The sequence below is a fragment of the Gordonia sp. SGD-V-85 genome, from assembly GCF_001456905.1.
Lineage (GTDB): Bacteria > Actinomycetota > Actinomycetes > Mycobacteriales > Mycobacteriaceae > Gordonia > Gordonia hongkongensis.
This window is the reverse complement of sequence record NZ_LNQO01000009.1, coordinates 144,965-171,290: the sequence shown is the minus strand read 5'-3', so window position 1 is coordinate 171,290 and position 26,326 is coordinate 144,965. Positions and strand designations below refer to the sequence as shown.

The window sequence follows — 26,326 nt, the reverse complement described above, 5'->3', positions numbered from 1 at the left end:
CGACCGGTGAGGAGGATTCTGTGGGTGCACCGCGAGCCATCGGCCGGCCGGTGGCTCGCTCGAACCTCGGGGTGAAGCAACTCGTCACGCTGCTCGGTGAGTGGGAGAGCGGCGACGCGGCCTACGCGGCCCTCGCCGCCCGCATCCGACTCCTCATCGACGACGGCCGGATCGCGACATACACGCGGTTGCCCGCCGAGCGAATCCTCGCCGATGCGCTCGGGCGGAGTCGGACCACGGTGGTGTCGGCGTACGGAGCGCTGCGCGAGGCCGGCTATCTGGTCAGCGTCCGGGGGTCCGGCTCCGTCGCGATGCTCCCGCGGAGGGGGCCGGGCGCGGTTGCCGAGATCGACTTCGCGCACGCCGTTCCCGAACCGGTGCCCGGTCTCGAGGCGATCATCGAGCGGGTCACGGGCAATGTGCCCGACCTGCTGCGCCGGCCCGGACTCGACCTGGTGGGCGATCCGCTGCTACGCCGACGAATCGCCGAGCGATACACCGACCGCGGACTGCCCACGACCCCGGCGCAGATCGTGGTGACCCTCGGTGGGCAACACGCCATCGCACTCGTCGCGCGGACCCTGCTCCGACGAGCCGACCGGGTGGTCGTCGAGACCCCGACCTATCCGCACGCCTACGAGGCGATCGCCGAGGCCGGCGGACGGCTCGTGTCGACGCCGGTCACCGCGGCCGGCTGGGACATGGACCACTTCGTCGAGGTCCTCAGCCGGTTGCGACCCGAGATGGCCTATTGCATACCGGATTTCCAGAACCCGACGGGTGCCTCGATGCCGTCCGCCCACCGAGAGCTGCTCGCCGACGCGGCGCGCCGGGCCGGGACCGCGCTGCTCGTCGACGAGACGACTGCCGAGCTCGACATCGATCGTCGGACGGGCCATTTCCCGTTCGCCGCGCATGCGCCGGTGAGGTCATCGGTGCCGGTGGTGACGATCGGATCGCTGGGCAAGACGGTGTGGAGTGGATTGCGGGTGGGATGGATTCGTGCCGACGAGGACATCGTCGACCGGATCGTCCGACGGCGACCCGCCGGTGACCTCGGTTCTCCGATCATCGACCAGCAGATCGCCGCCGAGGTCTTGGCCGGTTACGACGACCTGCTCGCCGTTCGTTCCGCGCAGCTTAGTATCGGCCGGGACACGCTCACCGGACTTCTGCGAAAACATCTGCCGGAGTGGGAGATCCCCGATGTGAACGGTGGGTTGGCGATGTGGGTCGGGCTCGGGGCGCCGCTGAGTTCCGCGCTCGCGGCCGCCGCCCTGAACCGAGGTGTGCGGATCAGCGCCGGACCGAAGTTCGGCGTCGACGGGGCGCACGAACGCTACATCCGCGTTCCGTTCACCGAGGATGCCGACGACCTCGCCGCCGGCGTCGACGTGTTGCGGGACGTATGGGCATCACTTGACCGCCCGGCGGCGCCGGACGCGTTGACGCGCCCGGCGTGAGAGATACCGACCGTCGCGGACTGCGTGTCGTTGCCGCACCGCACTTCTCGGCGGTGTGCCGGATGATGCTGTCCGTCGGCGATGCCGTCGCCAGACCCCCGCACCGGCCCGCCGGAGAAAATCAGTGGCGCCGCCCGGCGGAGTCGCGTCACCATGGGCGGGCAGTTGAGTCCACCGATGCGCGGTTGGCATCTACCACCAGGTCGTGATCGGCGATTGAATGGCGGCACACCATGTTCCGGCGTCAGGAGGTCGTCATGACCGCACTGCTCCTCGCGATCGTCAGCGGCATCATCCTGCTCGTCGTCATCGCCCGCACGTTGATCGTCACCATCCGCGACGAGCGGGGACGGGTGCCGTATCGCCCCGCGTACGACACCCGACGTCCGACGATGTGACGAGGCGGGTGGGTGGCCGCGGCTACTCCGCCCGTTTGAGCACCGCGAGCACGGTCAGGAGCAGGATCTTGACGTCGAGCCAGAGTGACCAGTTCTCGATGTAGTAGTTGTCCCACTCGGCGCGGTCGGCGATGGAGGTCTGACCGCGCAGGCCGTGCACCTGCGCCCAGCCGGTGACCCCGGCCTTCACCCGGTGGCGTTCGCCGTATCGCCGGATCTGCACCTCGAACAGCGAGACGTACTCGGGACGCTCCGGGCGTGGACCCACGAGACTCATGTCCCCGCGGATCACGTTGAGCAACTGGGGTAGTTCGTCCATCGACGTCGAGCGCATGATCTTGCCGATCCTGGTGCGGCGGTCGACGCCCTCGACGCCGCCGGGTGCGCTGCCCGCGGTCGGCCGGAATTTCTCCGCGGCGGGGTCCTCGGGCCGCATCGAGCGGAACTTCAGGCAGTTGAACACCCGCGCGTCGCGACCCACCCGCGGTTGGGCGAAGAAGATCGGGCCCGGCGAGCTCAGCCGGACCAGCAGCATGAGCGTGAGGAACAGCGGTGAGATCGCGGCGAGGATCAGGGCTCCGACCACCCGGTCCCCGATGTGCTTGGTACGGAACTGCCAACCGCGCGGGTTGGTGTGCGGGACCGACATCAGGGGCAGCCCGCCGATGTGGTCGACCCGGCTGCGGCGTCCGACGACGTCGAACATGCGCGGCACGATCCACACCTTGACCCCGTGCCGGTGGGCGATACGGACGGCGGCGGTGAGCCTTTCGACATTGGTGACCGCGAAGGCCACGACCAGGACCTCGGCCTTCGTCGCCCGGATCGCGTCGTCGAGTTCGTCCACCCCGCCGAGCTGCGCGATCTCGTTGGTGGGTCCCTCGTCCCGATCGGCGCGGGGTGGCGCGCCGGCGGCCAGGATGCCGACCGGCCGGAGACCGTGCTCCGGCGCGGCCACCATGCGGCCGACCACCTGTGCGGTGATCGGCCCGTCGCCGATGATCAGCGTGGGGGACAGCAGATGACCGTTCTTGCGCAGACTCCGCTGGATGATGTCGCGGATGAGACGACCGAACGGAACCCAGAACAGCGCCGACACCCACACCTTGGTGACCGCGGCGCCGGGTCTGTCGTCGGAGTAGGAGAGGAGCAGAGAACACAGCAGGATCATCGCGGTGATCGTGCATCCGGTCATGACCCGGCCGACCTCGTCGAGGAACCGGCGATTGAGCCCCCGACGGTAGACCCCGCGCAAGGAGAAGACGATCACGAGGGTCGGCACGAAGGTGGCGAGTGTCCACAACGGCGGGTTCGCGCCGCTGCCACTCCTCACCCACCAGATCCCGGCGGCCACCGCGATCGTCGCGGACAACACGTCGATCGACACGGTCACGATCGTGCTCAGGGGATCGTCGCGGATCAGCTCGTGAAAGGTGCGCCGACCGTTGGGCGACGAGTACACCGGGGTGCGCCTCGTGGTCTGCGGGAACTCGGCCTGCGATACACGGGTCGACAAGTCCACTCCATCCGAAAGAACAGCCCCCCGTCCCGACGATTGTAGGTGTACACGACGGTCCCGCGTGCGCCTACCGGCCACGTGTTGGGTACCGAATGCTCACCGCCAGGTCACGAGGGCACGCGACCGTGTCAACGCCCGAAGATGAGCTCCTGGACCAGGATCGAGAGATCGGACATGAGCTGGACCTCCGCGGTGGACCAGTGATGCGCCTCCGAGTCCCAGGCGCAGAACGTGCCGATGACATGTCCGTCGTCGTCGGCGAGCGGGATGCCGAGGTAGGCGGTCACCTCCCCGCTGACGGCGGTCGGGTGGTCGGCGAGGAGCGCGTGGTCGGCGATGTCGTCGATGATGAGGGGTGAACCGCTGACCACCGGGAGGACGCAGAGGGAGTTGACCAGCGACCGGGTGCTGGGACCGTCGGGACTCCCGGACCGGAAGGCGATCGCGGCGGTCGCCTGCTCGTCCGGTGTGATGAGGTTGACGGCGACGTGCGGGACGCCCACGGCATCGATCGTGAGCCGGATCGTCTCGTCGAGGCTGTGGGTCGGCGGGTCGTCGAGCAGGCCGCTGTCCTTCAGCGCACGCATCCGCTCCGGATCGGACAGGATCGCGCGGAGCGACCGGGCCATGTCGGGGTTGCGCCCGCGCACCGCTTCGAGGACGGCGTGCACGCCGGCCTCGGGTGACGTGTCGAAGAGTGCGGCGAGCTGGGCTGGGTCCGTGGTCGGCTCGCCATCCGGAGTGGGGTCGTCGACGGGGTTCACGGTGTTCGCACCGTCCTCGGTGTTCGAACTCATCGTCACTCCTCTCGCTGCCCGGGTCGACCCGGTCGGCACACAGCTCACGCGCAGGTGTTCGGCGGACGCTGTCCTGACCGCACGGCCCGGACCCAGTCGGTCGCCGCGGAGCCGATGTCGAGTATGCCGTGCGGCTGACCGCGGACCTCGATCGCGGTGATCGCATCGCCCAGCCGGCATCCCCGATCGATGGCTCCCGCCGTCCACGGGGCCGGGATGACGTCGTCGGCGTCGCTGTAGGCGACGAGCATCGGGGCCGAAGCCCGACCCTGGGGCAGACTCACCTCGCGCAGCCACGTCCGGAGTCGGTCGGTGGCCACGTCGTCGACCGGGCGATAGTCCTCCGGTCGCACCTCCTCGACGATGGCCTGCTTCTGCACCATCGCGGCGTCGTTGCACTCCAGGAACACGCCGAACGCCTCACGCAGCGGTCCGTGCACGTAGTCGTCGATGACGAGTTCGGGATGGATCGCCTTCAATCCCGTCAGGACCAGCGGGAGAAACGCGATCTGCTCCGGGGTGAGGGTGCCGGCATCCATCGCGTCGGCCAACGGCGCGACGTCGAGCGCGGGACTCATGCTCACCGTCCCGCGCAGTCGCAGACCGCGACCGTAGGTCGGCGCGATCTCGTTGGCGTGGAACACCGCGTGCCCGCCCTGCGACACCCCGAAGCCCCACCACTGATCGCTGGTGCCGTCGACGATCATCCGCGTCGCACGCACCGAGTCGATGATGTCGTTCGCGGCGGGCGCCGGGTCGAGATAACGGTGGGGTCCTGGTGTGCCGAGTCCTCGATAGTCCGTCTGTACGACGACGAATCCCTGCTCGAGCAGCGACGCGATGAGCCCGACGGTGCCCAGCAGGTTGCCGTGCAGCGACGGGGCGCAGTTGCCCGCGATGCCGGTCGTCGGGTGTCCGACCGCCAGGATCTGCCATCCGCCCGCCGGTGTCCGGCCGCGCGGCACGAACACCGCGGCCGAGACGGGAACCAGCGCACCGCTGACCGGGTCGGTGGACAGGTAGCGGAACCGCACGGTGCGGTCGACGATGCGCCGCAGGGAGATGTAGGCGTCGGTCGGTATGGGTGATCCCACCAGATCGCCGGCCGACGCCCCCGGCGGTGCCGAAAAGCTCTGCGATGCATCGTCAGACGCCGGGCCGGCGGAGGCCGAACATGCGGCGGTCAGCAGTGCTGTGACGAGCAGGACGGCCACGAGCACGGTCGCAGGCGGGCGCCTGACGCGCCGCGACACCGTCCTCATGAGCGCGTGAGCAGCCGATCCAGCAGGGACACCGGATCTTCGCAGAGGTGGTCGAGGGCCGCCTCGATGACCGGGCGACCGACGAAATCGCTGCAGAATGTCGCGGTGAAACTGCGCGAACCGTCGATCTCGCTGACGAGCATGCTCGCCGCATCCGGGCCATCGGGCTCGACATAGGCGAACAGGTGATGCGAGGCCGCCGCCAGATCCCACGGCAGATCACCGAAGATCCCGATCCGCCCGAGGTCGCTGACCGACAGTCGTAACCGGTCGGGCACCTCGACCCGGCGCGGGACGGGCGGCTCCTCGGGTGACGATCGACGCAGGCGCGCCCGGAGTTCTCCCGCGGCCAGAACGGCCGCGGGCCAGCCGGATTCGGCGACCGCACGGATGCGGTCCCCGATCTCCATCGGCGTCGCGTCGCGTGGGAAGCGCAGTGGTATGCCCACGGCGAAGTTGCCATGGTCCTCGGCGTGCCCGGCGTCGAGATAGCGGCGGCAGTCGAAGAGGATCTGCGTGCGCTCGTCGAGGGGAACGCCCTGCGCGGACAGGGCGGCGCGCCACAGCGCGACGGTCACCGCCGCCGAGGACATCCGGACACCGGTGTCGGCGATCGCACGCTTGAGTTCGTCGGTCTGTCCCGGGCGCATCGCGGCGGTGACGGCGCAGCGGGTGGCATGCCAGTCCTCGATGACGCGCGTGGGTCCGTGGGTCGGCGGCGAGACGTTCGCGGCGCGCAGGCGCATGATGTCGCGCAGACGTCTGGGGTGTCGCAGGACGTGACGACGCAACGCCTGCCAGGCGGCGTCCGGCGGCAGCGAGCGTTCGAACCGCTCGGTCATCGGGAACTCGTGGTGGCTGGCCAGACCGGCGATCTGCTCGATGCCGAGGCGGCCGTCGCCCATGCCGTGGGTGTGGTCGATGACCAGCCACTGACCACACACGAGCACCTCGAGTCGGGGCAGCGGCTCGGGACGGTTCCGCAGGCGCGTCATGATGTCGCCGATCGGCAGGTCGGCGAGGTCGGGCCGCTCGACGACCCGCGGCAGGGTCGCCACGTCGTGGGCCCAGCTCGCCGACGCCGGATCGGGGACGAGACTCAGTCTCGACGTCGGTGTCCATGCCCGGGTCAGCCGGGTCCGGATGACCTCGAGATCCAACGGCGCCATCGGGCCGGTCACCGAGATCGTGCGGGACGTGGCCAGTGCGCGGTCTAGGACGGAGGCACGCTGCGCCCCGGCTGTCGCGGCGTTCTCAGAGCGCGGCATCGACGACCTCGCGCATCTCGTCGCGGAACCGTTCGCGCCGGAAGCGCTCGGCCCAGGCGCGGATCTCGGATCGGTCGTAGTCGTCGACGGCGAAGTCGCGCAACGACGCGGCCAGCCGCTCGACGATCTCGTCGTCGGTCCCCGGTTCGATCAGCAGACCGGTCGATCCGGGTACGACGGTGTCGAGGGCGCCGCCTTCACCGAGCGCGATGACGGGCGTGCCGGTGGCCATCGCCTCGACGGGCACGATGCCGAAGTCCTCGATCCCGGGCATCAGGACCGCGCGGGCGCTGCGATGCAGGTTCAGCAGGGTGTCGTGGGGGACGCGGCCGAGGAACGTCGTCTTCGGCCCGGCGAGCTCGCGACACTGCGGCATGGCCCGTCCGTCTCCCGCGACCACGAGCCGGACGTCGGCGCGGGCGGCCGCCGCGATCGCGAGGTCGGGTCGCTTGTAGGGGACGAGTCGTCCGGCGAGGAGGTAGAAGTCCTCACGGGGCACCGCGGGATCCGGTGTGAAGCCGTCGAGGTCCACCGGCGGGTGCACGACGACCGACTCACGTCCCCAGTGCTCGCGGATGCGCTTGGCGACGGCCGAGGAGTTCGCGACGACGGTGTGCAGACGGGGCGCGGCGCCGACTTCGCAGCGCCGGGCGACCACCGACAGCGCCGACAGGATCGCGGCGCCGGCTGCCCCGCCGCCCTCGCCCGCGCGCAGCGACGGATCCCATGCCCAGCGGGCCGGACTGTGTACGTAGGCGATGACCGGGGCGTCGGTCGCGTGCACCGCCTGGGTGGCGAAGGCGTGATGGCTGGTGACGACCGCGTCGGCATCCCGCAGCGGCATCCGCCGGAACGCCAGTGGCATCAGCGGGAGCAACGGGGCGTAGCTGCGTTCGCCGAGCAGGCGGTAGGCGCGATTGAGCGACGAGGTGATCGGCGGCGCGGCCAATCCGGCCGGTACCCCCTCGGTCCGTGAGATCGGCGCGTGTACCTCGACCGTCGGCCACGTCGCGGCGAGTTGTTCGACGACGTGCTCGGACCCGGCGATCTCCGTGAGTCGTTCGTGGACGACGGCGACGCGGTCACCGGGCATTGCTGCCCACATCTCCCGGCGCGGTGCGGAACCGGTCGGAATCGAGTGTCGCGCCTCGTCGATCGTCAGACGGCGGCTGGGGTGTCATGGGTGTGGCAACCTCGGCTCTCGATGCGGCTGTGGCCCCGGCACTTTCGCCCCCGGCACGATTGTCGGGGACCGGGTCCGCGGCGGTGGACAGGGCAGGCGCGGAAGGCTGCTTCCCCGTGCGCTGCACGATCAGATGACGGGTCGACCCGATGGTCGCGAGCTGGGACAGCGCCCGGTCGGCCGCCTTGCGATCACGTCCAGAAGACGAGACGACCACAGCCGCGAGCGCGACGTCCCCGGGATCGACGCTCTGCCACCAGGGCTCGGTGAGAGGGAACCGGACGATGCGCAGACGGTGCCCGGTGGTCGCGTCGTCCTCCGGGTGACGGATGTCGTCGATCGCGCGAGCGGCGTCGATGTGGTCGCCGGTGAGGATCAGCGCGACCTGGGCGCGGCGATGGCGTTGCGCGAACGCGGGCAGCAGATTCGCTGGCAGCGCCGGCTCGCCCCGCTGTCCGTAGGTGAGCTCCGCGCCGTACCGGTGCGCCGCGCGGCGGGCCCAGATCGGGTTCGGTTTCCGGCCGACCCGCCCACGGAGCAGTGCGAGCAGCTCCGCCGCGATGATCGTCGCGGCGATGCCGGCGACCGCACCCTCCTGGGCCGGTTTGGGGCTGACAGGCACCTCGCTCGCCGACGGTGCCGCGAGGATGGTGAGCGTGTCCGACGACGAGTTCTGCAACCGGGTGAGCTGGGAGTCGAGATCGGCGAGGGTCGCATCGGATTCGACCTTCGCCTCGCTGCGGTCGGGCAGTGCGCGGTTGCGGACGCGCTCGGCGGTCACCTGCGCACGCAGTTGATCGATCTGCCGGGTGATGTCGCGGGCATGGGTGGACAGCGACGCGGCGGAGATGGCGGTGACCATCGCGCGGGCGACGTCTTCGGCCTGGGTACTCGTCGGCGCCGTGGCGGTGAAGTCCATCAGTGTGGGAGCCGTTCCCGGAGTCGTGGTGACGTGCGAGCTCAACTCGCTTGTCGTCCATCCGGTGTCGACCTGGGTGAGCACCTGTTGGAGGACGTTCTCGTCGGTGGACAGCGCCACGAACGGGGCACGCAACTGTTCGACGAAGGCGTCGCCCGGAATGATCGTGCCGGCCGGCGTGATCTCGGTGACGACCGTGGCCGAGTACTCCTTCGGGACCAATGCGGTCCGCAGCGCGAGCACCGAGGCGCCGACGAGGATGCCGATCAGGATCGCGGGGACGGCGACACGGACGAGATCACCGAAGTGCCCGAACAGGTCGACCGAGGGCGGCGCATCACGTCGCCCGGCGGCATCGAAGCTGGAGGTCACGCCTAACTCCTGTGGTGTCGGATGCCCCCCGACCATCCCCGGACATTGCAGTGTCGATCAGCTGTCAGTTCACCATAACGAAGGAAGCGGGCAATCGTGGTCGGCACCGGCGGGCGTGGCGTGTGCGAGAAACGATTTCGGAGGTCACCGCGAGGCGAGCATCGAGTACGCCTGCTTCGGTGACCAGTCGCGGCGCACCAGGCCGAAGTTGTGCTCGAGATTGTTCGGGTCGGTGCCGGCGTCTCGCAGCGAGTACACGAACAGCGGTCCGAGCCAGGGCGCGTCGCTCTGGGCGCCGATGGCTATCGCGATGCTCTGTGCCTGGACCTCCTCGGTGACGGCGTTCGTGCCGGTTCCGGTCGGTGCGCCGAACTCGGTCATCCAGATCTTCTTGTCGCCGTCGCCCGCGGCGACCATCACGTCGCGCATGTCCCACATCCGTGCCGCGGTGCTCCACGATGCCGCGGCGGGGTCGTTGGGCAGAGCCGGATAGGTGTAGGGATGCACGCCGAGTGCGTCCAGCGAGCGGTTGAATCCGCCCTGATACAGATTGCGCACGAAGGTCAGCGGTGCGATGTCGCGGCCGTTGTCGGTGCCGGGTGCGAGCCCTCCGGAGATCACCGCGACGCCGGGGACCGCGCGTTTGACGGCCGCGTAGGACGCAGCGAGCAGGCGGCCGTACTCGGCCGAGTTCGCCCTCGGCAGCCAGTAGTTCGCCAGGTTGGGCTCGTTCCAGATCTCCCAGACCGCGATCGATTCGGCGTACCGTTGCGCCGCGGCCGCGGCAAAGGATGCGAAGACGTTGGGGTCGGCGGGCCGGTAGTGGCTGTTGCGCGGGAAGTCGGACGCGCGTGCCGCCCACAGCGGTGTGTAGGTCACCAGCCCCAGCGGACACATCCCGTGGGCGACCACGGCGTTGACCACCCGGTCGATGGGCGCCCAGTTCCGTTGTCCGCGCCGGGGTTCGACGACCGACCAGTCCACGTCGAGTCGCACCGCCCACATACCGAGGTCCTGGGCGACCGACAGCTCCCGATTGAGGTCCTCATCGGACGCACCGAGCAACGAGGCACCCGGCGACGCCGCGACCTTGTTCTCGCCGTTGGCGAGTGAGCACGCAGCCGGCGCCGAATGCGCGTCGCTGCGGACCCATACGATCGCGGCGAGGGTTGCGACGAGGATGCACACGTATGCGAGTGCCGACCGGGTGGCCCGACCGTGCAGGGACCGTGTCATGGATGGTGCCTATCTGACGAGACGCGCATCGCGCGCGGCAGGTGCCGGCGGTGGACTTCTCCTCAGCCGGACAACAACTCGTCGAGCATACGCGGTAGGGTCGCCGACTTGTCGTGTCCGTCCGCGATCCGACGACGCGCCTCCGCGGTCAGCGAACGGCGCAGGTCGGCGTCGTCGAGGACGCGGCTGATCGCCGCGGCCAGCGCGGCGGGATCCGACGGCGGGACGAGGACTCCGGCGCCGTCCCGTAGGAACTCGGTGGTGCCGCCGTGATCCGTGCCGATGACCGGTGTGCCGTAGGCCATCGCCTCGAGGACCGAGAGCGGTCCGGCCTCGGGCGTCACACTCGCCGAGAGCACGACATCCCACCGCTCCAGGGCGGCGCGGAGATCGGTGTGCCCGAGGAACCGGACGCGTCCGGCGAGATCCGGTCTGGCGGCCCGGGCATGCAGTGCGGCAACGTGATCGGCGTCCCCGGGGAAGGAGCCCCCGGCGAACTCCAGTTCGACGTCCGGCAACCCGGCGACCGCGTCGAGCGCGACGGTGTGCCCCTTCCAGGGGGTGAGCAGAGCCAGCATCCCGACGACCGGTGGGTCGTGGAGTTCGGTGGGCAGGGCGGGGACCGGCCAGGTGACCCCGTTGTGGGCGACGACGACCGGCAGACCGAGGTCCGCGAGGGGGACCGACGTCGCCTCCGACACCGCCACGGCGCGCCGGATCACGGGTGCGCTGACGCGGATGACGGCGCGCTGCCGCCCCGACGTCAGGGTGTCGTGCACGAGCCAGGAGACGCGGCCCGTCGGTTGCGCGACGCGTGCGGCGGGGAGTGCGAACAAGGAGTTGACGATCGTCGAGGTGTCGGACCGACGTGTCACCCGGCGCAGGGTGCGACCAGCGCGTACCCAGTCGAGCAGGAGGCGACCGGCACCCGCGAGGCGCGCCACACCGCGCTCGCCGCTCAGGCCGAGCGGCGGGATGGACACATGGTCGACCGGGACCGGGAGTCGTCCCACCAGGGGGCCGTCGGGACTGACGACCCGCACCTGGTGGCCGCGCTCGAGCGCGACGTCGATCAGATCGAGCATCACCTTCTCCGCCCCGGAGACCTGGCCGGTGTGCGCGACGAAGACGATCGTGCACGGGTGCTCGGAATCGGTCATCGGACCACCTTCGTGTGTCGTCCGGGCGGCGTGGTGACCGCCCGGGTGAGCAGTACCGCGGGTCCGGCGACGATCAGTGCGGTACCGGCCGAGACGACCGGCCAGGGAATCGAATCCGCGAGCCAGACCCCGATGGCGCACGCCGCCACCGTCAACAGGGTCAACGTGGTGAGTGCGCCCAGTGGGAGCAGACCCGTGATGGGCAGCGTCCGACCGATGACGACCCACAGTGCCACCACCGCGAGGGCGAAGGTGATGACGGTGGAGAAGGCGGCCCCGTCATAGGAGTACCGCGGGATCAGGATCAGGTTGAGCACCACGTTGAGTGCCAGGCCGCCGACCGCGATCCACGGGTAGCGATTCGCCCGACCGGTCGCCGCGAGCAGGAAGATGCCGAGCACGATGAAGGCGGTGAGCGCCGCGCCCAGAACGAGCAACCGCGCGGCGTCGGCCCCGACGACGAACCGGTCGCCGTACAGTAGTCCGATGATCGGGCCGGCGCTCGGCCAGAAGGCGGCCACGGCCACGGCACCGCCCGCGGCGAACACCACCGCCGCACTCCGGCACCGCTGGCGCAGGACCGCCGACTGGCCGGGCCAGGCGGCGACCAGCAGGGTGCTGACGGGTCCGATCGCGGCCAGGATGAAGGTGTCCATGATGTCGGAGAACTTGTACCCGATGCTGTAGATGCCGACCGCGTCGAGCGAATCGAGCAGACTCAGCAGCAGGACGTCGACCTTCTGCAGCGCGATGGTCAGGGCGAGGCCCAGTGCGAGCGGAAGGGCATCGGAGAGCATCGGTTTCCAGCGCGACCATTCGACGACCCGCGACGGCCGCAGTCCCGACGACCGGCGCGCGATCCCGACGACCTTGATGATCAGCGACAGGATCTCGTTCGCGACCGGGGCGAGCACGAACACCAGCAGTGCCGGCGCTACGAGCACGGCGGCGATGGTCAGCGCCAGCTGCAGAACCTGGCCCAGGCTCTCGGCGATCGCGGTGAGCAGGAGGCGGTGCCGGCTCTGGAAGATGACCGTGAGTGCCTGTGCGGGCGTGGCGAACACGACGACGAGTCCGGCGATCGCGGTCGCGCGGATCACGTCGCCGGGATACTGCAGCACGATCACGTAGGCGACGGCGATCAGGTAGCCGAGAAGGCCGAGCACCACCCTCAGGGCGATGAACGCCGAGGACGTCTTCGCGACATCGTCGGGGTCGTCGGAGATGAGCCGGGCCATCACCGCCCGGCCGACCCCGAGGTCGGTGAAGATCGCGGTCAGACCGAGCAGCGCGAACACGAAGGAGTAGGTGCCCCAGTCCTCCGGGGACAGGGTGCGCGCGATGAGGACGCTCCCGGCCCAGCCGAGGGCGGCGATGACCACGCGACTGGTCAGCATCGCGATGGTGGCACGGGTGGCGGCCCGCGCATCCGAGGCGGGGTGCGCGCTGGGCTCGGCGGCCGGCGCAGTCGTCGGCCCGCTCGCTGCGCTCCCGGCGCCGGTGGTGTTCGGCCCGCTCGCTACGCTCCCGGCGCCGGTCGCGCGGGCCAGCAGCTCGGCTTCGGCCTGCTGGTCGACCAGCGCATCGGACGGCAGCGGGCCGGTGACGTCAGGGCTCATGGCGCCCCGCACCGGGTATGTCGATGCCGCCGGCCCGGTAGGCCTCGACCGTCCGGCGGGCCGTGGTGTCCCAGCTGAGGGCTGACGCCACCGCGGTGCCGGCGGCGACGAGTTCGGTGCGCGCCGAGTCGTCGCGCACGAGGGGTTCCAGGGCACGGACCCAGTCGTCCTCGTCGTGGCCCTGCACCAGTGTCGCGCCGTCACCCACGACATGGGGAAGCGCGCCCACCGCGCTCGCGACGACGGCACCGCCACAGGCCATCGCCTCGACGGGCGGAAGGCCGTAACCCTCGTAGAACGAGGCGTAGGCGGTCACGGTCGCCGCGGCGTAGAGCGCCGGCAGATCCCCGACATCGACGTAACCGAGCCCGACCGCCGACGACGGGGCATCCGGGCCCGTCGAACCCGCGCCGCCGAGCACGCACGGAATGTCGAGGCGCCGGGCGACCGCCGCGACGAGTTCGACGTTCTTGCGGGGTTCGACGGTGCCGATCTGCATCACGAAGCGTTCTGGCAGATCGTATTTCGCCCGAACCCGTTCGACATCGGCCGGCGCGGGTGGGCGGGCCCAGTCGGCGGGCGCGAGTTCGGTGACGTGGGCATCCCGTCCGCAGGTCTCGCGGATCCGTTCGGCGGTGAACTCGGAGACGGCGATCAGCACGTCGGCCCGACGGAGGGTCGTGCGGACGAGTACGGATTCGCCCGCGGCGCGAAACCGGCTCGACGCGGACGGCATGTCGAGCACCGACAGGTCGTGCACGGTCGCGACCGTGGTGGCGGGACCGGCGACCGGCAGGTCGACGTCGAGACCGTGGAACACGCCGCCCGAGCGGGTGGGGAGTACGCCGAACACCGCCCGTCGGACACCGTCGGCGACGGGACGCTCCACCGGGGTGATCGCCGGGGGCAGTTCGCCGACCGCGTCGGTCTGCACGACTGCGGACAGGGCGGTGCCGTCGACGTGGCCGGGCAGTGCCCTCAGGAGTTCGCGGATGTAGGTCTGGACTCCGCTTCCTCCGGGACGAAGTGCAAGCGCACCGTACGTGATTCGTGTTGTGCCGTCGCGCATCCAGCAGCTCCCAACAGTAACCAGAAGTAGAAGTCGAGCGGGAAGATCTCGAAGTAGGTGGCGACCAGGCAGGCCACCATCGCCGCGATCATCGACGCACTGACACCCAGGACGAGGGCTCCATCCGGGTCGGGCATCCGGCGCGAGTACTGCACGCACCAGATGATCGCGGTCACGATCAGGGCCAGGAACAACCACAACCCGATCGGCCCGAGTTCGATGAGCAGCTTCACGTAGTAGTTGTCCGGCTGGTAGTTCTTCGACAACTGCTGCACGGTACCGCCGGCGCCGGCGGTGATCGTCCGCGTCGTGTCGCCCTGGGCCGCCGACATCGCGTCGGCCGCCGATCCGCTCGACGCCAGGCCGGTCCCGAGCGGGTGCACCCAGATGCTCGCGAAGATCTCACCCCACCCGGAGCCGCGCTGACTCAGGCTGCTCGACGAGAAGAACACCTTGGTGATGTTCGACGGCAGGAACGGCAGCGAGATGACGGCGACGACCGCGAGTGCGAGCAGCGGGGCGATGAGGCGGCGGAAGCGAAGGGCCGCAAGCCAGATCACACCGACGATGAGGCCGAGGATCGCCGCCCGCACCACCGACGTGGCCATCGTGATCGCCATGACCGGCCAGCAGACGAGGAACAACCGGTTGCGCCGGCGGGCGGTGTCCGACAGCGCCACTGCTCCGCCGACGAGCAGGGCCAGCATGACGAAGAGTCCGAAACCGAAGGGCTGATTGAACGTGCTGAACGTCCGGAACAGCGGACCGCTCGTCCGCACCTGCTCGCCGAAGGTGTAGCCGAGTTCGACCAGCCGCGCCGGACCCAGGAGCTGCTGGCCGATGCCCACGAGGGTGGTGAGCACCCCGAGCGCCATGATGATCGAGACCAGTCGGTCGCGGTCGAGCGCGTCGAACGGCGTCAGCCAGAGCACGAGGACCACGAAGAGGTAGAAGAAGGTGACCTTGACGCCGTACAGCCCGATGGGGCCGTAGACATAGAGCGCCGACACGACCCCGAACGCGACCAGCACGGCCGCGGCCGGCCACCACGGCAGCTGCAACGGCGGGTCCGTCCGGTCGGCGGGCCGGACCCGGCGATTGGCCGCGCAGATCAGCGTCAGCGCGAGGACGCCCTCCTTCCACGCCGAGGCGACGCCGGGCAACGGGGCGATGTCGAGGAGACCGTCGAGGGGGGTGAGCGCGGCCAAGACCAGGAGACCGCGTTGCGGACGCCGGTAGATGACGGCGACCAAGGCGACCGCGAGGACGAGGGCGACGAGTGCAGCGACCACGACCGGGAGGTGCGCCACGCCGACCTGCCTTTCCACCTGCCCCCGTGGTCTGTTCGAGCCCCCAGACCAACCATGGTGGCATCTCCGGGCTCCGTTTGTCCGGGGCAACACGGACACATGTCGCCCCGGACACGCCGGGAGGCCGCCGGCCGCAGGTCAGTGACCCGAGATGCGACGTGCCCGTCGCGGGCGGGTTCGGTCGGGCCCGGATTCGGTTGTGAGAAGGCGTGGTTGCGGGCGCGGGGGATCCAGGAGTTGCGGCATCCCCTTCACCGGCTGGTGCATCGGGAGCAGGGTGTAGCCGTCTTCCCACGGAAGGTGGCCGTGGTCGTCGGGCCAGACCACCTGCAGTTTCGGGTGGTCGGGGAACAACAGGTTCGCCAGGAGCAGCTCGTCGTGGTCGAGTTGCTCGATGAGTCGGACGGTCACGGCGACCGTCTGCAACGGGATGTCGGACTGCGCGGCGACGAGATCACGCCAGTCCTCCTGGTGGAGCAGGGCGCCCAGTTCGTTCAGCACGTGCGTCGCGGTCAGGGGATCGACGCCGTAGATCGAGAGCTCCGGGATCGAGTGCAGCGAGAGTCCGGAGGTGTAGGAGAACCCGCACTCGGTTCGAGCACCTGCAGGCGGTGCGTCGAACTCGGCGTCCGCCTCGCCGACCGAGGTCACCTGCCAGCCGCAGCGCCGGATGGTCTCGATGGTGGAACGGATGAGCGGATTGGGATGCCACCGGGGCAGACCTCGGATCGCGGCAGCGTGGTCTGACATGGATCGCTCCTTTGTTCGACGGGTGCGAACATCAGAACACGAGGCCCCGACAATTCTCCCGACGCCGCAGCCGGGGAGGCGGGCGTCAGGTGTTCGCCGTGCGTCGGATGCCGAACACGGTGAACAGGGCCGCGCACGTGGCGAAGACGACCAGCAGCGCGAGCCCGATCGTGTAGCTGTGGGTGGTCGCGTCGTAGGTGGCCCCCATGACCATGGGCGGGAAGAAGCCGCCGAGCCCGCCGAGGGCACCCACGATCCCGGTGACCGAACCGACCCGCTCGGCGGGCGCGGCCTGCGCGACCCAGCTGAAGACCGACCCCGAACCGAGTCCCATGCAGACCGCCATCAGGACGAAGTCGAGACCGGCGGGTATCTCGAGGGGCGGCTTGGTGATCATCCACACGGCGAGCACGGCGGCACCGCCACAGGAGATCACGGTGATGATGCGCGGTCCGAAGCGATCGGACAGGACACCGCCGACGGGCCGGGCGATGACGGCCGCGATCGCGAAACCGGCGGTGCGCGTGCCGGCCGCCTGGAGGTCGAAGTCGTAGACGTCCTTGAGGTAGGTCGGCAGGTAGGTGCTGAAGGCGACGAAGCCGCCGAACGCCGCAGCGTAGAGAAAACCGAGCTGCCAGGTGATCGGCAGTTTGGCCGCACCGATCAGTTTGGGGACCACCGAGTCGTGGGACGCGGCCCACCTGGGTGAGTCGCGCATGAACAACCAACAGACCACGGCGACCACCGCGAGCGCGACGGCGATGATGTGCGTCGCGATGTATCCGAACCACGACACGAACCGGGGGGTGAAGAAGGCCGACAACGCCGTCCCGCCCATCCCGGCTCCGAAGACGCCGGTCGCGAACCCGCGCCGGGACTTGTCGTACCAGGCGTTCACGAAGGGGATGCCCACGGCGAACGTCGTCCCGCCGACGCCGAGGAAGAAGCCGGCGACGAGCAGCAACGCGTAGCTGTCGAAATGTCCGGCGGCGGCGACCAGGAGGACGAACGGAATGGTGGCGACCAGCAGAACGGTGAACATGAGGCGGCCGCCGAAGCGGTCGGTCAGTGCGCCGGTCAGGATTCGCCCGAGCGAGCCGACCAGGATCGGGATGGCGACGAGGATCGACTTCTGGGTGGCGCTCAGGTCGAGTTGGTCGGTGTAGACGACCCCGAGCGGACCGATGAGGTTCCAGGCCCAGAAGCTGATCGTGAACGCGAGTGTCGCGAGAGCGAGGTTCGTGGTCTGCGCACGCGAGCTGATGGCGGGCGTCGTGGTGTCGGTGCTCATCGATCACGATCCTTCACTCCGACGGGCGCCCACCCCGGCCGATGGGGCTGGTTACCCGGCGCGACACGTCGGTCGCGGCTTCGGTACACGATGTAGGGACGGAAGAGGTAGTGCACCGGCGCGGTGAAGATGTGCACCAGCCGGGTGAAGGGGACCATCGCGAAGAGGAGCATCCCGATCAGGATGTGCACGTGGAAACGCAAGGGCGCCGCCGCCATCGCCGTGACGTCTGGTTGCAACACGAACAGTGAACGGAACCAGGGCGAGACGGTCTCGCGGTAGTTCACGCCGGGCGCGTGCGGGTCGAGCGTGCCGATCAGCGTGATGTAGGTGCCTGCCACCAGCGCCGTGACCAGCACCAGGTACATCGCCTTGTCGTTACGCGTGGTGGCCATGAACACCGGGCCGACGGTCCGCCTGCGGTACACCAGCATCGCGACCCCGACGAGGGTGGCGACGGCCGCCAGGATCCCGAAACCCCCGGCACCCCAGTGGTACAGCGTCTCCGAGACGCCGATGGCCTCCGTCCACGACTCCGGGATCAGCAATCCGATCGCGTGGCCGATGATCACCACGAGCACGCCGTAGTGGAAGAGCGGCGACGCTATCCGCAGGAGGCGGGACTCGTAGAGCTCCGATGACCGCGTCGTCCACCCGAACTTGTCGTAGCGATAGCGCCAGATGGTTCCACCGATGAGCAGTCCTAGCGTCGCGTAGGGCACCACGCCCCACAGGAAGATGTCCACGGGTCACCTCACGCTCGGGTCGGGTTGATCGGCAGCAGGCGGGGGTCGAAGGGTTCCAGGCCCACGGTCTCCGTCGGTGCGGGTGCGCACATCGCGAGCGCCGTGGCCCGGTCGGGTGGGGAGGGACTGGGCAGGGTGGCGCACACCGCCGCCACCGCCCCGGCGTACGGCGACTCCGCGCCGAGCAGGGCGAACCGGATCAATTCCAGTGCTGCACGGTGCTTCTCGAGCAGCTCGACGCCGCGGCCCGGATCGGCCCGCGCGCTGAACTCGAGCACGATCGGCAGATGGTCGGGCAGTTCACCGCGCAGGTCCACGAGAAATCCACTGTCGCGGTAGGCCTGCTTGAACTCGCCCAGCGACGCGCCCCGACGCCGGGTGTCGCCGTCGGACCAGTACGACAGGTAGAGCGTGTGCCGTTTCGAGAGATCGAAGAGCTCGATGTACTCGCGGCGCAGCGCTGCCGGATCGCCGTTGGCGAGGTGGTCGGTGATCTGCCGCAGCAGGTGTGGGGTCTGTGGGTCATCCATCTCGGCGAGGGCGGCCCGCATCAGATCGACGCGGCCGAGGACCTCGTCGTCGGGATAGCTCAGGCACCAGGACGCGATCAACCGTATGACGGTGCCCTCGTCGGTCGCCCGCGAGCGACGTGCGAACAACCGTGGTCCCCTCATCGTGCTTCCTCGTCGGGAGTCGATCCGGGTACGCGTTCGGGGAACAGGCCCGGCGGGGCCCCGTTGCCGTCCCAGTTGAGCAGGTTGGTCCGGCCCGCCATCGTGTGCTCGCCGGCCGCCGTGTCAGTGGTCTGACGCTGACGCAGCGCATGGAACGTCTCCACCGACACCGGCGCGGGACGACCGCTGGCCTCGCCGAACGGCGACGAGTCGAACATGCCGGGTCCGTCGTCGTAGTCGAGCGAACACCCCATCTCGTCCAGTTTCTCGGCCTGTTCGAGATGAGCCGTGGGGATCACGTATCGCTCTTCATATTTCGCGATCGCCATCAGGCGGTACATCTCGTACACCGCCTCCTCGGTCATCCCCACCGCGGCCGGTATTCCGGCGTCGGGTTCACGGCCCAGGGTCACGTCGCGCATGTACGAGCGCATGGCGGCCAAGCGGCGCAGCACCGTGTCGACGACGGCGGTGTCACCGGCGGTGAACAATTCGGCCAGGTACTCCACGGGGATGCGGAGTGCCTCGATGGCGCCGAAGAGGGTGCCCGCGCCCTCGGCGTCGTGACCCTGCTCGGCGAGCAGGTCGACGATCGGCGACAGCGGCGGGACGTACCAGACCATCGGCATGGTGCGGTACTCCGGATGCAGGGGGAGTGCGACACGGTACTTCTTGGCCAGCGCGTACACCGGGGATCGGCGGGCGGCCTCGAGCCAGTCGTCCGGGATGCCGTCCCGACGGGCGGCGGCGATCACGTCGGGATCGTCGGGGTCGAGCATCAGGTCGAGCTGGGCCTCGTAGAGATCGCGTTCGTCCGGGGTCGACGCGGCCGCCGTCACGGCATCGGCGTCGTAGAGGAAGATGCCCAGGTAGCGAAGTCGTCCGACGCACGTCTCGGAACAGACGGTGGGTTGCCCGACCTCGATGCGCGGGTAGCAGAGCGTGCACTTCTCGGCCTTGCCGGACTTGTGGTTGAAGTAGATCTTCTTGTACGGACAGCCCGTGATGCACTGCCGCCAGCCGCGACAGCGATCCTGGTCGACGAGCACGATGCCGTCCTCGCTGCGCTTGTAGATCGCGCCGGAGGGGCAGGACGCCATGCAGGACGGGTTCAGGCAGTGTTCGCATATGCGCGGCAGATAGAACATGAACGTCTGCTCGAACCCGAACTTCACCGCATCCTCGGACTCACGACGCAGCTTCTCCACGATGGGATCGCGCTTCGCGAGTTCGGGTGCGCCGCCGAGATTGTCGTCCCAGTTCGCCGACCAGGTGACCTTGGTGTCCTTGCCGGTCAGCAGCGATTTCGGACGGGCGACGGGGAAGTCGTCGCCGAGCGGGGCGTCGATCAGGGTCTGGTAGTCGTAGGTCCAGGGTTCGTAGTAGTCCTCGATGGTCGGTTGGACCGGACTTGCGAACAGGGTCAACAGCTTTCGGATCCGGCCGCCTGCACGCAACCGCAGCCTGCCGTTGCGGTTGAGGACCCATCCGCCCTGCCAGGTGTCCTGGTCGTCGTAACGACGCGGATATCCCTGTCCGGGGCGGGTTTCCACATTGTTGAACCACACGTACTCGGTGCCGGACCGGTTGGTCCAGGCCTGCTTACAGGTCACCGAGCAGGTGTGGCACCCGATGCACTTGTCGAGATTCATCACCATCCCGACCTGGGCCATGACCCGCATCAGTACGTCACCTCCTGGCTGCGTTTGCGGATGGTCGACACCATGTCGCGTTGGTTGCCGGTCGGTCCGAGATAGTTGAAGGCGTAGGACAACTGGGCATATCCACCGATCAGATGAGTCGGTTTCACCAGCAGCCGCGTCGGCGAGTTGTGGATGCCGCCCCGGCGGCCCGTCGCCTCCGACTTCGGGACGTCGATCGTGCGTTCCTGGGCGTGGTGGACGTAGCAGACCCCGGCCGGCATGCGATGGCTGACGATTGCACGGCACACGAAAACGCCGTTGGCGTTGGTGCATTCGATCCAGTCGTTGTCGGCGACGTCGATCGAGGCGGCGTCCTGGGGACTCAGCCAGGCGATCGGCCCGCCGCGGGAGAGTGACAACATGAACAGGTTGTCCTGGTACTCGGAGTGGATCGACCACTTCGAGTGCGGCGTCAGGTACCGCACCGTGATCTCCCGGGCGCCGTCGGGTCCGAGCTTGGGTTCGCCGAACACGCGGTGCATGTCCAGCGGCGGCCGGTAGATCGGGAGCGACTCGCCCATGTCGATCATCCAGTCGTGGTCCAGATAGAAGTGCATCCGTCCGGTGAGCGTGTGAAACGGCTTGAGCCGCTCGATGTTCACCGTGAACGGTGCGTACCGGCGGCCGCCGGTCTCCGACCCGGACCACTCCGGTGAGGTGATGACCGGCACGGGTGCCTTCTGGGTGTCGGCGAAGCGGATGCGCTTCTCCTCTGACCCGCGGGCGAGGTCGTCGAGGCGGAAACCGACGCGTTGCTGGAGTTGTTCGAAGCCGGCAACTGCGAGTTCGCCGTTCGTGGTCCCCGACAACGTCAGGATCGCCTCGGCGAGTTTCTCGTCGGTGTCGATGGCCGGTCGTCCGTCGCCGGCGCCGCCGAGCATCACGCCGTTGGATTCGGCGAGTGTGCGTGTTTGTTCCTCGAGCGGGTAGGTCACGTTCTTGACGGTGAAGCCGAGGGTGTCCGCGAGCGGTCCGATGGACGTCAGCTTGTCCGCGATCGCGGTGTAATCCCGTTCCACCACGGTGAAGTTGGGCATGTTCCGGCCTGGCTGTCCGACAACGCCGTCGTGTCGCCAGTCCAGAATCCGGCCGTGCGGTTGTGCAACCTCGCCGGGGGTGTCGTGCTGCAGAGGGACGCTGACGAGATCGCGCCGTGTACCGAGGTGGGTGCGTGCCAGGTCCGACAGCTTGCGTGCGAGCCGGTGGAACAGGTCGAAGTCGGACTTCGCCTCCCACGGCGGGTCGATCGCCGGTGTGAACGCGTGGACGAACGGGTGCATGTCCGTCGAGGACAGGTCGTGCTTCTCGTACCAGGTCGCAGCAGGCAGGACGATGTCCGACAGCAGCGTGGTCGATGTCATCCGGAAATCCGCCGACAGCAGCAGGTCGAGCTTCCCCTCCGGAATGTCGTCGTGCCAACGGATCTCGGCAGGCCTCGGGGTCTCGGGTTTCTCGGCGCCGAGCACGTTGTGGTGGGTGCCGAGCAGGGTCCGGAGGAAGTACTCGTTGCCCTTCGCCGAGGAACCGAGCAGGTTGGATCGCCACAGCACGAGTGTCCGGGGCCAGTTCTCGGGTGCGTCGACATCGGTGATGGCGGATGTCAGTTGGCCGTTCTGCAGACGCTCTGCGACGTAGGACGCCGGATCGGCGGCGTCACCGCGATCCACGGCGGCGGTCGCCTCGTCGGCGACGTCGAGAGGGTTGGTGGAGAATTGGGGATAGAAGGGCATCCAGCCGAGCCGCGCCGACTGGGCGATGGCGTCGGCGGTGTGCTCGTGGTCCATCGTGCCGCGCGACAGCGGAGAGGCGAGTGAGGATGTCGAGTACCCGTCGTTGCGCCATTGCCCGGTGTGCATGTACCAGTACGAGGTCCCGGTCATGGTCCGCGGCGGGCGCGTCCAGTCCAGCGCGTTCGCCAGCGAGATCCAGCCCGTGATCGGACGACACTTCTCCTGCCCGACGTAGTGCGCCCAACCGCCGCCGTTGCGGCCTATGCATCCGGTGAGGGTGAGCAGGGACAGGATCGCCCGATAGGTCGCGTCGCCGTGGAACCACTGGCAGATCCCGGCGCCCATGATGATCATCGAGCGGCCGCCGGATTCCTCGGCGTTGGCGGCGAATTCGCGCGCGACGCGAATAGCCGCCGCGGCCGGCACGCCGGTGATCTCGGCCTGCCACGCCGGTGTGTACGGCGCCGATGTGTCGTCGTAGCCGGTGGGCCACTCGCCGGGGAGCCCGTCCCGGGTGACGCCGTACTGCGCGAGCATCAGATCGAAGACGGTCGTGACGAGCCGTCCCCCGATCCGCCGCGCGGGGACACCTCGGCGGACCACGGCGCCGCTGCCGTCGGGGGCGTCGAAGACCGGGAACGCGACTTCGACGAATTCGGCCGCATCGCTCATGAGTGTCAGCGCGGGTTGCGCGCCACCGAGATCGAGATTCCATCGCCCCGCACCGGAGTCGGCGTACCGGAACCCCATCGAGCCGTTGGGCACCACCGGCTCATCGCGTGCCTCGTCCCAGCACACCGTCTTCCAGACGTCCTCGGAGGCAACATGTTCCGCGCCGGGCAACTCGTCGGCGGTCACGAACTTCCCAGGGACGAGTTTTCCGGGGATGTCGGTGCCGGTCGAGTCACCGTCCGGCCCGCCCGGTTCCTCGTCCAAGTGGATCAGGAACGGCAGGTCGGTGTAGCGGCGCACGTAGTCGTCGAAGAACCCGGTCGAGCGCCGGACGAAGAACTCGGTGAGGATGACGTGTCCCATCGCCATCGCGAGCGCCCCGTCGGTGCCGGCCTGCGCGGGCAGCCATTCGTCGGCGAACTTGGTGTTGTCGGCGTAGTCGGGGCTGACCGAGACCACCTTGGTGCCGCGGTAGCGCACCTCGGCCATCCAGTGCGCGTCCGGGGTCCGCGTCACCGGGACGTTGGAACCCCACATCATCAGGTACGTCGCGTCCCACCAGTCCCCGGACTCCGGGACGTCGGTCTGGTCGCCGAACACCTGGGGACTGGCCACCGGAAGATCGGCGTACCAGTCGTAGAACGAGGTCATCACCCCGCCGATCAACTGGATGAACCGGGTGCCGACGCAGTGGCTGACCATCGACATGGCCGGGATCGGGGAGAAACCCGCGCACCGGTCCGGACCGTGGGTCTTGATCGTGTGAACGTGCGCTGCCGCGGCCATCTCGACGGCCTCGTCCCAGGAGACGCGAACGAGCCCGCCCTTGCCCCGTGCGCGCTGGTAGGAGCGTCGGCGCAGCGGGTCTCCGACGACGTCGGCCCACGCCAGCACGGGATCGCCCAGCCGGCGCTTCGCCTCGCGGAACATCTCCACCAGCACGCCCCGGGCGTACGGGTGTCGGACCCGGGTGGGGGAGTAGGTGTACCAGGAGAAGGCCGCGCCCCGCGGGCATCCGCGGGGTTCGTACTCGGGTCGATCGGGGCCGACCGACGGGTAGTCGGTCTCCTGGGTCTCCCAGGTGATGATCCCGTCTTTGACGTAGACCTTCCACGAGCACGAACCGGTGCAGTTCACCCCGTGGGTCGAGCGGACGATCTTGTCGTGACTCCACCGATCTCGATAGAACACGTCGCCGGCGCGGCCGCCGTCCCGGAAAACGGCACGGCGATCGTCGGTCTCGTCCCATCGGGTGAAAAACCTGCCGATGTCCAACAGTGCGGTGGCTGCAGAACCCTGTACATCTTCTGACCGGGCCATGAGCGACACCATACGGAGGGTCGGCAATTGTTTCTTCCCGAATCGCAAAGTCGATCAGATATGCCGAAAACATTTGTGGGGAATACACCCGTCGGTCATTCGGGAAACAATTCGGTCGCTTCGGTCAACGCGTGGCAACCGTCAACAGGATCGCCGAGTCCTCTTGTGCGGTCAGGCCGTGACGCGTCGACGGAATGGTCACCAGGTCGCCGGTGGCGCCCTCCCACCGGCCGGCCGGGTCGCCGTCCGCCGAGGTCAGGACGACATGCCCGCGCAGGACCTGCAGCGTGGCCTCGGTGGGACTGTCGTGATCCGACAGTGCCGCGCCCGCGACCAGCGCGATCACGGTTTGTCGAAGGTGGCGAGAAGAGTTGCCGTGCAACGTATGAGAGGCCCGTCGGCTCGATGCTTCGCGGGCCGAGGACAGGAGCTCGTCGACGAGCTCGGGCAGATGAGTCGAATCCACGTGTTCCACCATGACATCGCGGCGCGGCGACGAGGTGATGTTCGGCGGATCGAGGCCAGTTCGTTGTTCCGCTGTCGACCGACGCGGTGATCCTGCCGCCTGGAATAGGCCACACAATCGTTGCGAAAATACCCGGTGATGACGGGCTCGCACCCATGCGAGTCGGGCGATGAGACGGTTTCGGAAAATGGTTCCGCGAAATGGTTTGAGAATCCAACTGTCGATTCCGGACAGAACCGATCGACCGTCGGATGGCTTCGGGTCCGCGCGCCGAACTGGGGTCAGCCGAGCCGCATCCGGAGCAGACGATCGTCGCCGTCGGCCGGCCGGCCGCGTCCGTCGGTGTTGCTCGTGCCGAACCACAGTGAGCCGTCGGGCGCGGCGGCCACGACGCGCAGCCGGCCGAACTCGTCGGCGTACCTGCTCACCGGCTCGCCGGCGGCCGACCCCGTGAGCGGTATCTCCCACAGCCGCCGGCCGCGGAGCGCGGCCATGTAGGCGCGGTCGCCGATGATCGCCAGCCCGGCCGGGGACGCCTCCTGCGTGGTCCAGGTGGCGGCCGGCGCGACGAATCGCGGATCATCGGAATCGCCTTCGACCTCGGGCCACCCGTAGTTGCCACCCGGTCGGATCAGATTGAGCTCGTCACGACGGTTCTGTCCGAACTCACTGGCCCACAGCCGGCCTGCGCCGTCGAAGGCCAGGCCCTCGACGTTGCGGTGCCCGTACGAGTGGACCTCGTTGCCGAACGGGTTGCCCGGCCACGGGCGGCCATCCCGGTCCACCCGCAGGATCTTGCCGTTCAACGCGGTGACGTCCTGGGCGACCTCGGGTACGGCGGCATCGCCGACCGCGACGAACAGGCTTCCGTCCGAACCGAAGGCGAGGGCGCCGCCGTGATGGTTGTAGGCCGCGTCGAGTCCGGTGATCAGCGGTCGGGGACGGGTGAGCCGGTCGCCGTCGAAGTCCAGGCGCACCAGCCGGTTGTCGGTGGCGGTCGTGTAGTAGACGAACACTGCGCTCTCGTCGCCCGGCGCCACCGCGATGCCCTGCAACCCGCCTTCGCCGCGCGGAGCGGCGTCAGCGAACTCGCCGACGGTCCGGACCTCGCCCCCAAGGGGACACCCGCACGACCGTGGCGTCGTCGCGCTGGGTGACGAGGGCATCGCCGTCACCGAGGAAGGCCAGCGCCCACGGCATGTTCAGCCCGGATGCGACGGTCTCGACCGACGCGGCGTCCGCGGACGTGCCCGTCGGACCCGAGCCGGATCGATCCCGCGTCGGCGGATCGTCGGTGGCGCACCCGGTCACCAGCGACGTACCGGTGATGCCGAGCAGCGAGGCCCCGAGCAGGCCCGTTTTGAGGAGTTTGCGTCGATCCATACCCTCGATGGTGCCT

20 protein-coding genes and 1 pseudogene are annotated in these 26,326 nt (G+C 69.0%); 2 read left to right on the top strand and 19 right to left on the bottom strand.

What is annotated here, in order from left to right:
• Positions 1-20 precede the first annotated feature (20 nt).
• Positions 21-1,463, top strand: coding sequence for a MocR-like transcription factor YczR (gene yczR, locus AS181_RS13040; protein WP_231742424.1), 1,443 nt, complete (start codon positions 21-23; stop codon positions 1,461-1,463).
• A 257-nt stretch (positions 1,464-1,720) separates the two neighbouring features.
• Complete coding sequence (locus AS181_RS25150; RefSeq protein WP_175404324.1) at positions 1,721-1,861, top strand: hypothetical protein; 141 nt, start codon at positions 1,721-1,723, stop codon at positions 1,859-1,861.
• Between the two features lie 22 nt (positions 1,862-1,883).
• Here the strand turns inward: AS181_RS25150 and AS181_RS13035 are convergent, their stop codons facing one another.
• From AS181_RS13035 to AS181_RS12945, 19 genes and pseudogenes are all read right to left on the bottom strand, one after another.
• Positions 1,884-3,377: a sugar transferase gene (locus AS181_RS13035; protein WP_058252031.1), complete on the bottom strand. Its 1,494-nt coding sequence runs from the start codon at positions 3,375-3,377 to the stop codon at positions 1,884-1,886.
• 131 nt (positions 3,378-3,508) lie between these two features.
• Positions 3,509-4,177: a GAF domain-containing protein gene (locus AS181_RS13030; protein WP_058252030.1), complete on the bottom strand. Its 669-nt coding sequence runs from the start codon at positions 4,175-4,177 to the stop codon at positions 3,509-3,511.
• A gap of 44 nt (positions 4,178-4,221) precedes the next feature.
• On the bottom strand, positions 4,222-5,397 hold the full coding sequence (locus AS181_RS13025; protein ID WP_231742422.1) for a lipase family protein: 1,176 nt from the start codon (positions 5,395-5,397) through the stop codon (positions 4,222-4,224).
• Between the two features lie 38 nt (positions 5,398-5,435).
• Complete coding sequence (locus tag AS181_RS13020; RefSeq protein WP_058251992.1) at positions 5,436-6,707, bottom strand: hypothetical protein; 1,272 nt, start codon at positions 6,705-6,707, stop codon at positions 5,436-5,438.
• Positions 6,694-7,800, bottom strand: a complete 1,107-nt coding sequence (locus AS181_RS13015; protein ID WP_058251991.1) for a glycosyltransferase — start codon at positions 7,798-7,800, stop codon at positions 6,694-6,696. Before AS181_RS13015 ends, AS181_RS13020 begins: the two co-directional genes overlap by 14 nt.
• Positions 7,790-9,181 (bottom strand): hypothetical protein, encoded by a 1,392-nt coding sequence (locus tag AS181_RS13010; protein WP_058251990.1) that lies wholly within the window; start codon positions 9,179-9,181, stop codon positions 7,790-7,792. Before AS181_RS13010 ends, AS181_RS13015 begins: the two co-directional genes overlap by 11 nt.
• A 144-nt stretch (positions 9,182-9,325) precedes the next feature.
• Positions 9,326-10,417 carry a cellulase family glycosylhydrolase gene (locus tag AS181_RS13005; RefSeq protein ID WP_058251989.1) on the bottom strand — a complete coding sequence of 364 codons (1,092 nt, stop codon included), beginning with the start codon at positions 10,415-10,417 and terminating at the stop codon, positions 9,326-9,328.
• Positions 10,418-10,479: 62 nt separating this feature from the next.
• On the bottom strand, positions 10,480-11,577 hold the full coding sequence (locus tag AS181_RS13000) for a glycosyltransferase family 4 protein (RefSeq protein WP_058251988.1): 1,098 nt from the start codon (positions 11,575-11,577) through the stop codon (positions 10,480-10,482).
• Positions 11,574-13,196, bottom strand: a complete 1,623-nt coding sequence (locus AS181_RS12995) for a flippase (protein ID WP_058252029.1) — start codon at positions 13,194-13,196, stop codon at positions 11,574-11,576. Before AS181_RS12995 ends, AS181_RS13000 begins: the two co-directional genes overlap by 4 nt.
• A complete protein-coding gene (locus AS181_RS12990; protein ID WP_082652938.1) occupies positions 13,186-14,142 on the bottom strand; it encodes a glycosyltransferase family 4 protein in 957 nt (318 codons plus the stop codon). The genes AS181_RS12995 and AS181_RS12990 overlap by 11 nt, the downstream gene beginning before the upstream one ends.
• A gap of 32 nt (positions 14,143-14,174) precedes the next feature.
• Positions 14,175-15,575: an O-antigen ligase family protein gene (locus AS181_RS12985; protein WP_058251986.1), complete on the bottom strand. Its 1,401-nt coding sequence runs from the start codon at positions 15,573-15,575 to the stop codon at positions 14,175-14,177.
• 138 nt (positions 15,576-15,713) lie between these two features.
• Positions 15,714-16,325: a DUF4262 domain-containing protein gene (locus tag AS181_RS12980; RefSeq protein WP_058251985.1), complete on the bottom strand. Its 612-nt coding sequence runs from the start codon at positions 16,323-16,325 to the stop codon at positions 15,714-15,716.
• A gap of 85 nt (positions 16,326-16,410) precedes the next feature.
• A complete protein-coding gene (locus tag AS181_RS12975; protein ID WP_058251984.1) occupies positions 16,411-17,616 on the bottom strand; it encodes a nitrate/nitrite transporter in 1,206 nt (401 codons plus the stop codon).
• Positions 17,613-18,362 (bottom strand): respiratory nitrate reductase subunit gamma, encoded by a 750-nt coding sequence (gene narI / locus AS181_RS12970; protein WP_058251983.1) that lies wholly within the window; start codon positions 18,360-18,362, stop codon positions 17,613-17,615. The genes AS181_RS12975 and narI overlap by 4 nt, the downstream gene beginning before the upstream one ends.
• Positions 18,363-18,370: 8 nt before the next feature.
• Positions 18,371-19,036, bottom strand: a complete 666-nt coding sequence (gene narJ / locus AS181_RS12965) for a nitrate reductase molybdenum cofactor assembly chaperone (RefSeq protein WP_058251982.1) — start codon at positions 19,034-19,036, stop codon at positions 18,371-18,373.
• A complete protein-coding gene (gene narH, locus AS181_RS12960) occupies positions 19,033-20,718 on the bottom strand; it encodes a nitrate reductase subunit beta (protein WP_058251981.1) in 1,686 nt (561 codons plus the stop codon). The genes narJ and narH overlap by 4 nt, the downstream gene beginning before the upstream one ends.
• On the bottom strand, positions 20,718-24,461 hold the full coding sequence (locus AS181_RS12955) for a nitrate reductase subunit alpha (protein WP_058252028.1): 3,744 nt from the start codon (positions 24,459-24,461) through the stop codon (positions 20,718-20,720). The genes narH and AS181_RS12955 overlap by 1 nt, the downstream gene beginning before the upstream one ends.
• Positions 24,462-24,585: 124 nt before the next feature.
• On the bottom strand, positions 24,586-24,927 hold the full coding sequence (locus tag AS181_RS12950; protein ID WP_082652937.1) for a LuxR family transcriptional regulator: 342 nt from the start codon (positions 24,925-24,927) through the stop codon (positions 24,586-24,588).
• 281 nt (positions 24,928-25,208) lie between these two features.
• Positions 25,209-26,310: pseudogene (locus AS181_RS12945) on the bottom strand (PQQ-dependent sugar dehydrogenase).
• Positions 26,311-26,326 lie beyond the last annotated feature (16 nt).

Coding starts and splice junctions, on each gene's coding strand:
- AS181_RS25150 (WP_175404324.1), top strand. CDS start 1,721: ATGACCGCACTGCTCCTCGCGATCGTCAGCGGCATCATCCTGCTCGTC.
- AS181_RS13030 (WP_058252030.1), bottom strand. CDS start 4,177: ATGAGTTCGAACACCGAGGACGGTGCGAACACCGTGAACCCCGTCGAC.
- AS181_RS13020 (WP_058251992.1), bottom strand. CDS start 6,707: ATGCCGCGCTCTGAGAACGCCGCGACAGCCGGGGCGCAGCGTGCCTCC.
- AS181_RS13015 (WP_058251991.1), bottom strand. CDS start 7,800: ATGCCCGGTGACCGCGTCGCCGTCGTCCACGAACGACTCACGGAGATC.
- AS181_RS13005 (WP_058251989.1), bottom strand. CDS start 10,417: ATGACACGGTCCCTGCACGGTCGGGCCACCCGGTCGGCACTCGCATAC.
- AS181_RS13000 (WP_058251988.1), bottom strand. CDS start 11,577: ATGACCGATTCCGAGCACCCGTGCACGATCGTCTTCGTCGCGCACACC.
- AS181_RS12995 (WP_058252029.1), bottom strand. CDS start 13,196: ATGAGCCCTGACGTCACCGGCCCGCTGCCGTCCGATGCGCTGGTCGAC.
- AS181_RS12980 (WP_058251985.1), bottom strand. CDS start 16,325: ATGTCAGACCACGCTGCCGCGATCCGAGGTCTGCCCCGGTGGCATCCC.
- AS181_RS12975 (WP_058251984.1), bottom strand. CDS start 17,616: ATGAGCACCGACACCACGACGCCCGCCATCAGCTCGCGTGCGCAGACC.
- narJ (WP_058251982.1), bottom strand. CDS start 19,036: ATGAGGGGACCACGGTTGTTCGCACGTCGCTCGCGGGCGACCGACGAG.
- narH (WP_058251981.1), bottom strand. CDS start 20,718: ATGCGGGTCATGGCCCAGGTCGGGATGGTGATGAATCTCGACAAGTGC.
- AS181_RS12955 (WP_058252028.1), bottom strand. CDS start 24,461: ATGGCCCGGTCAGAAGATGTACAGGGTTCTGCAGCCACCGCACTGTTG.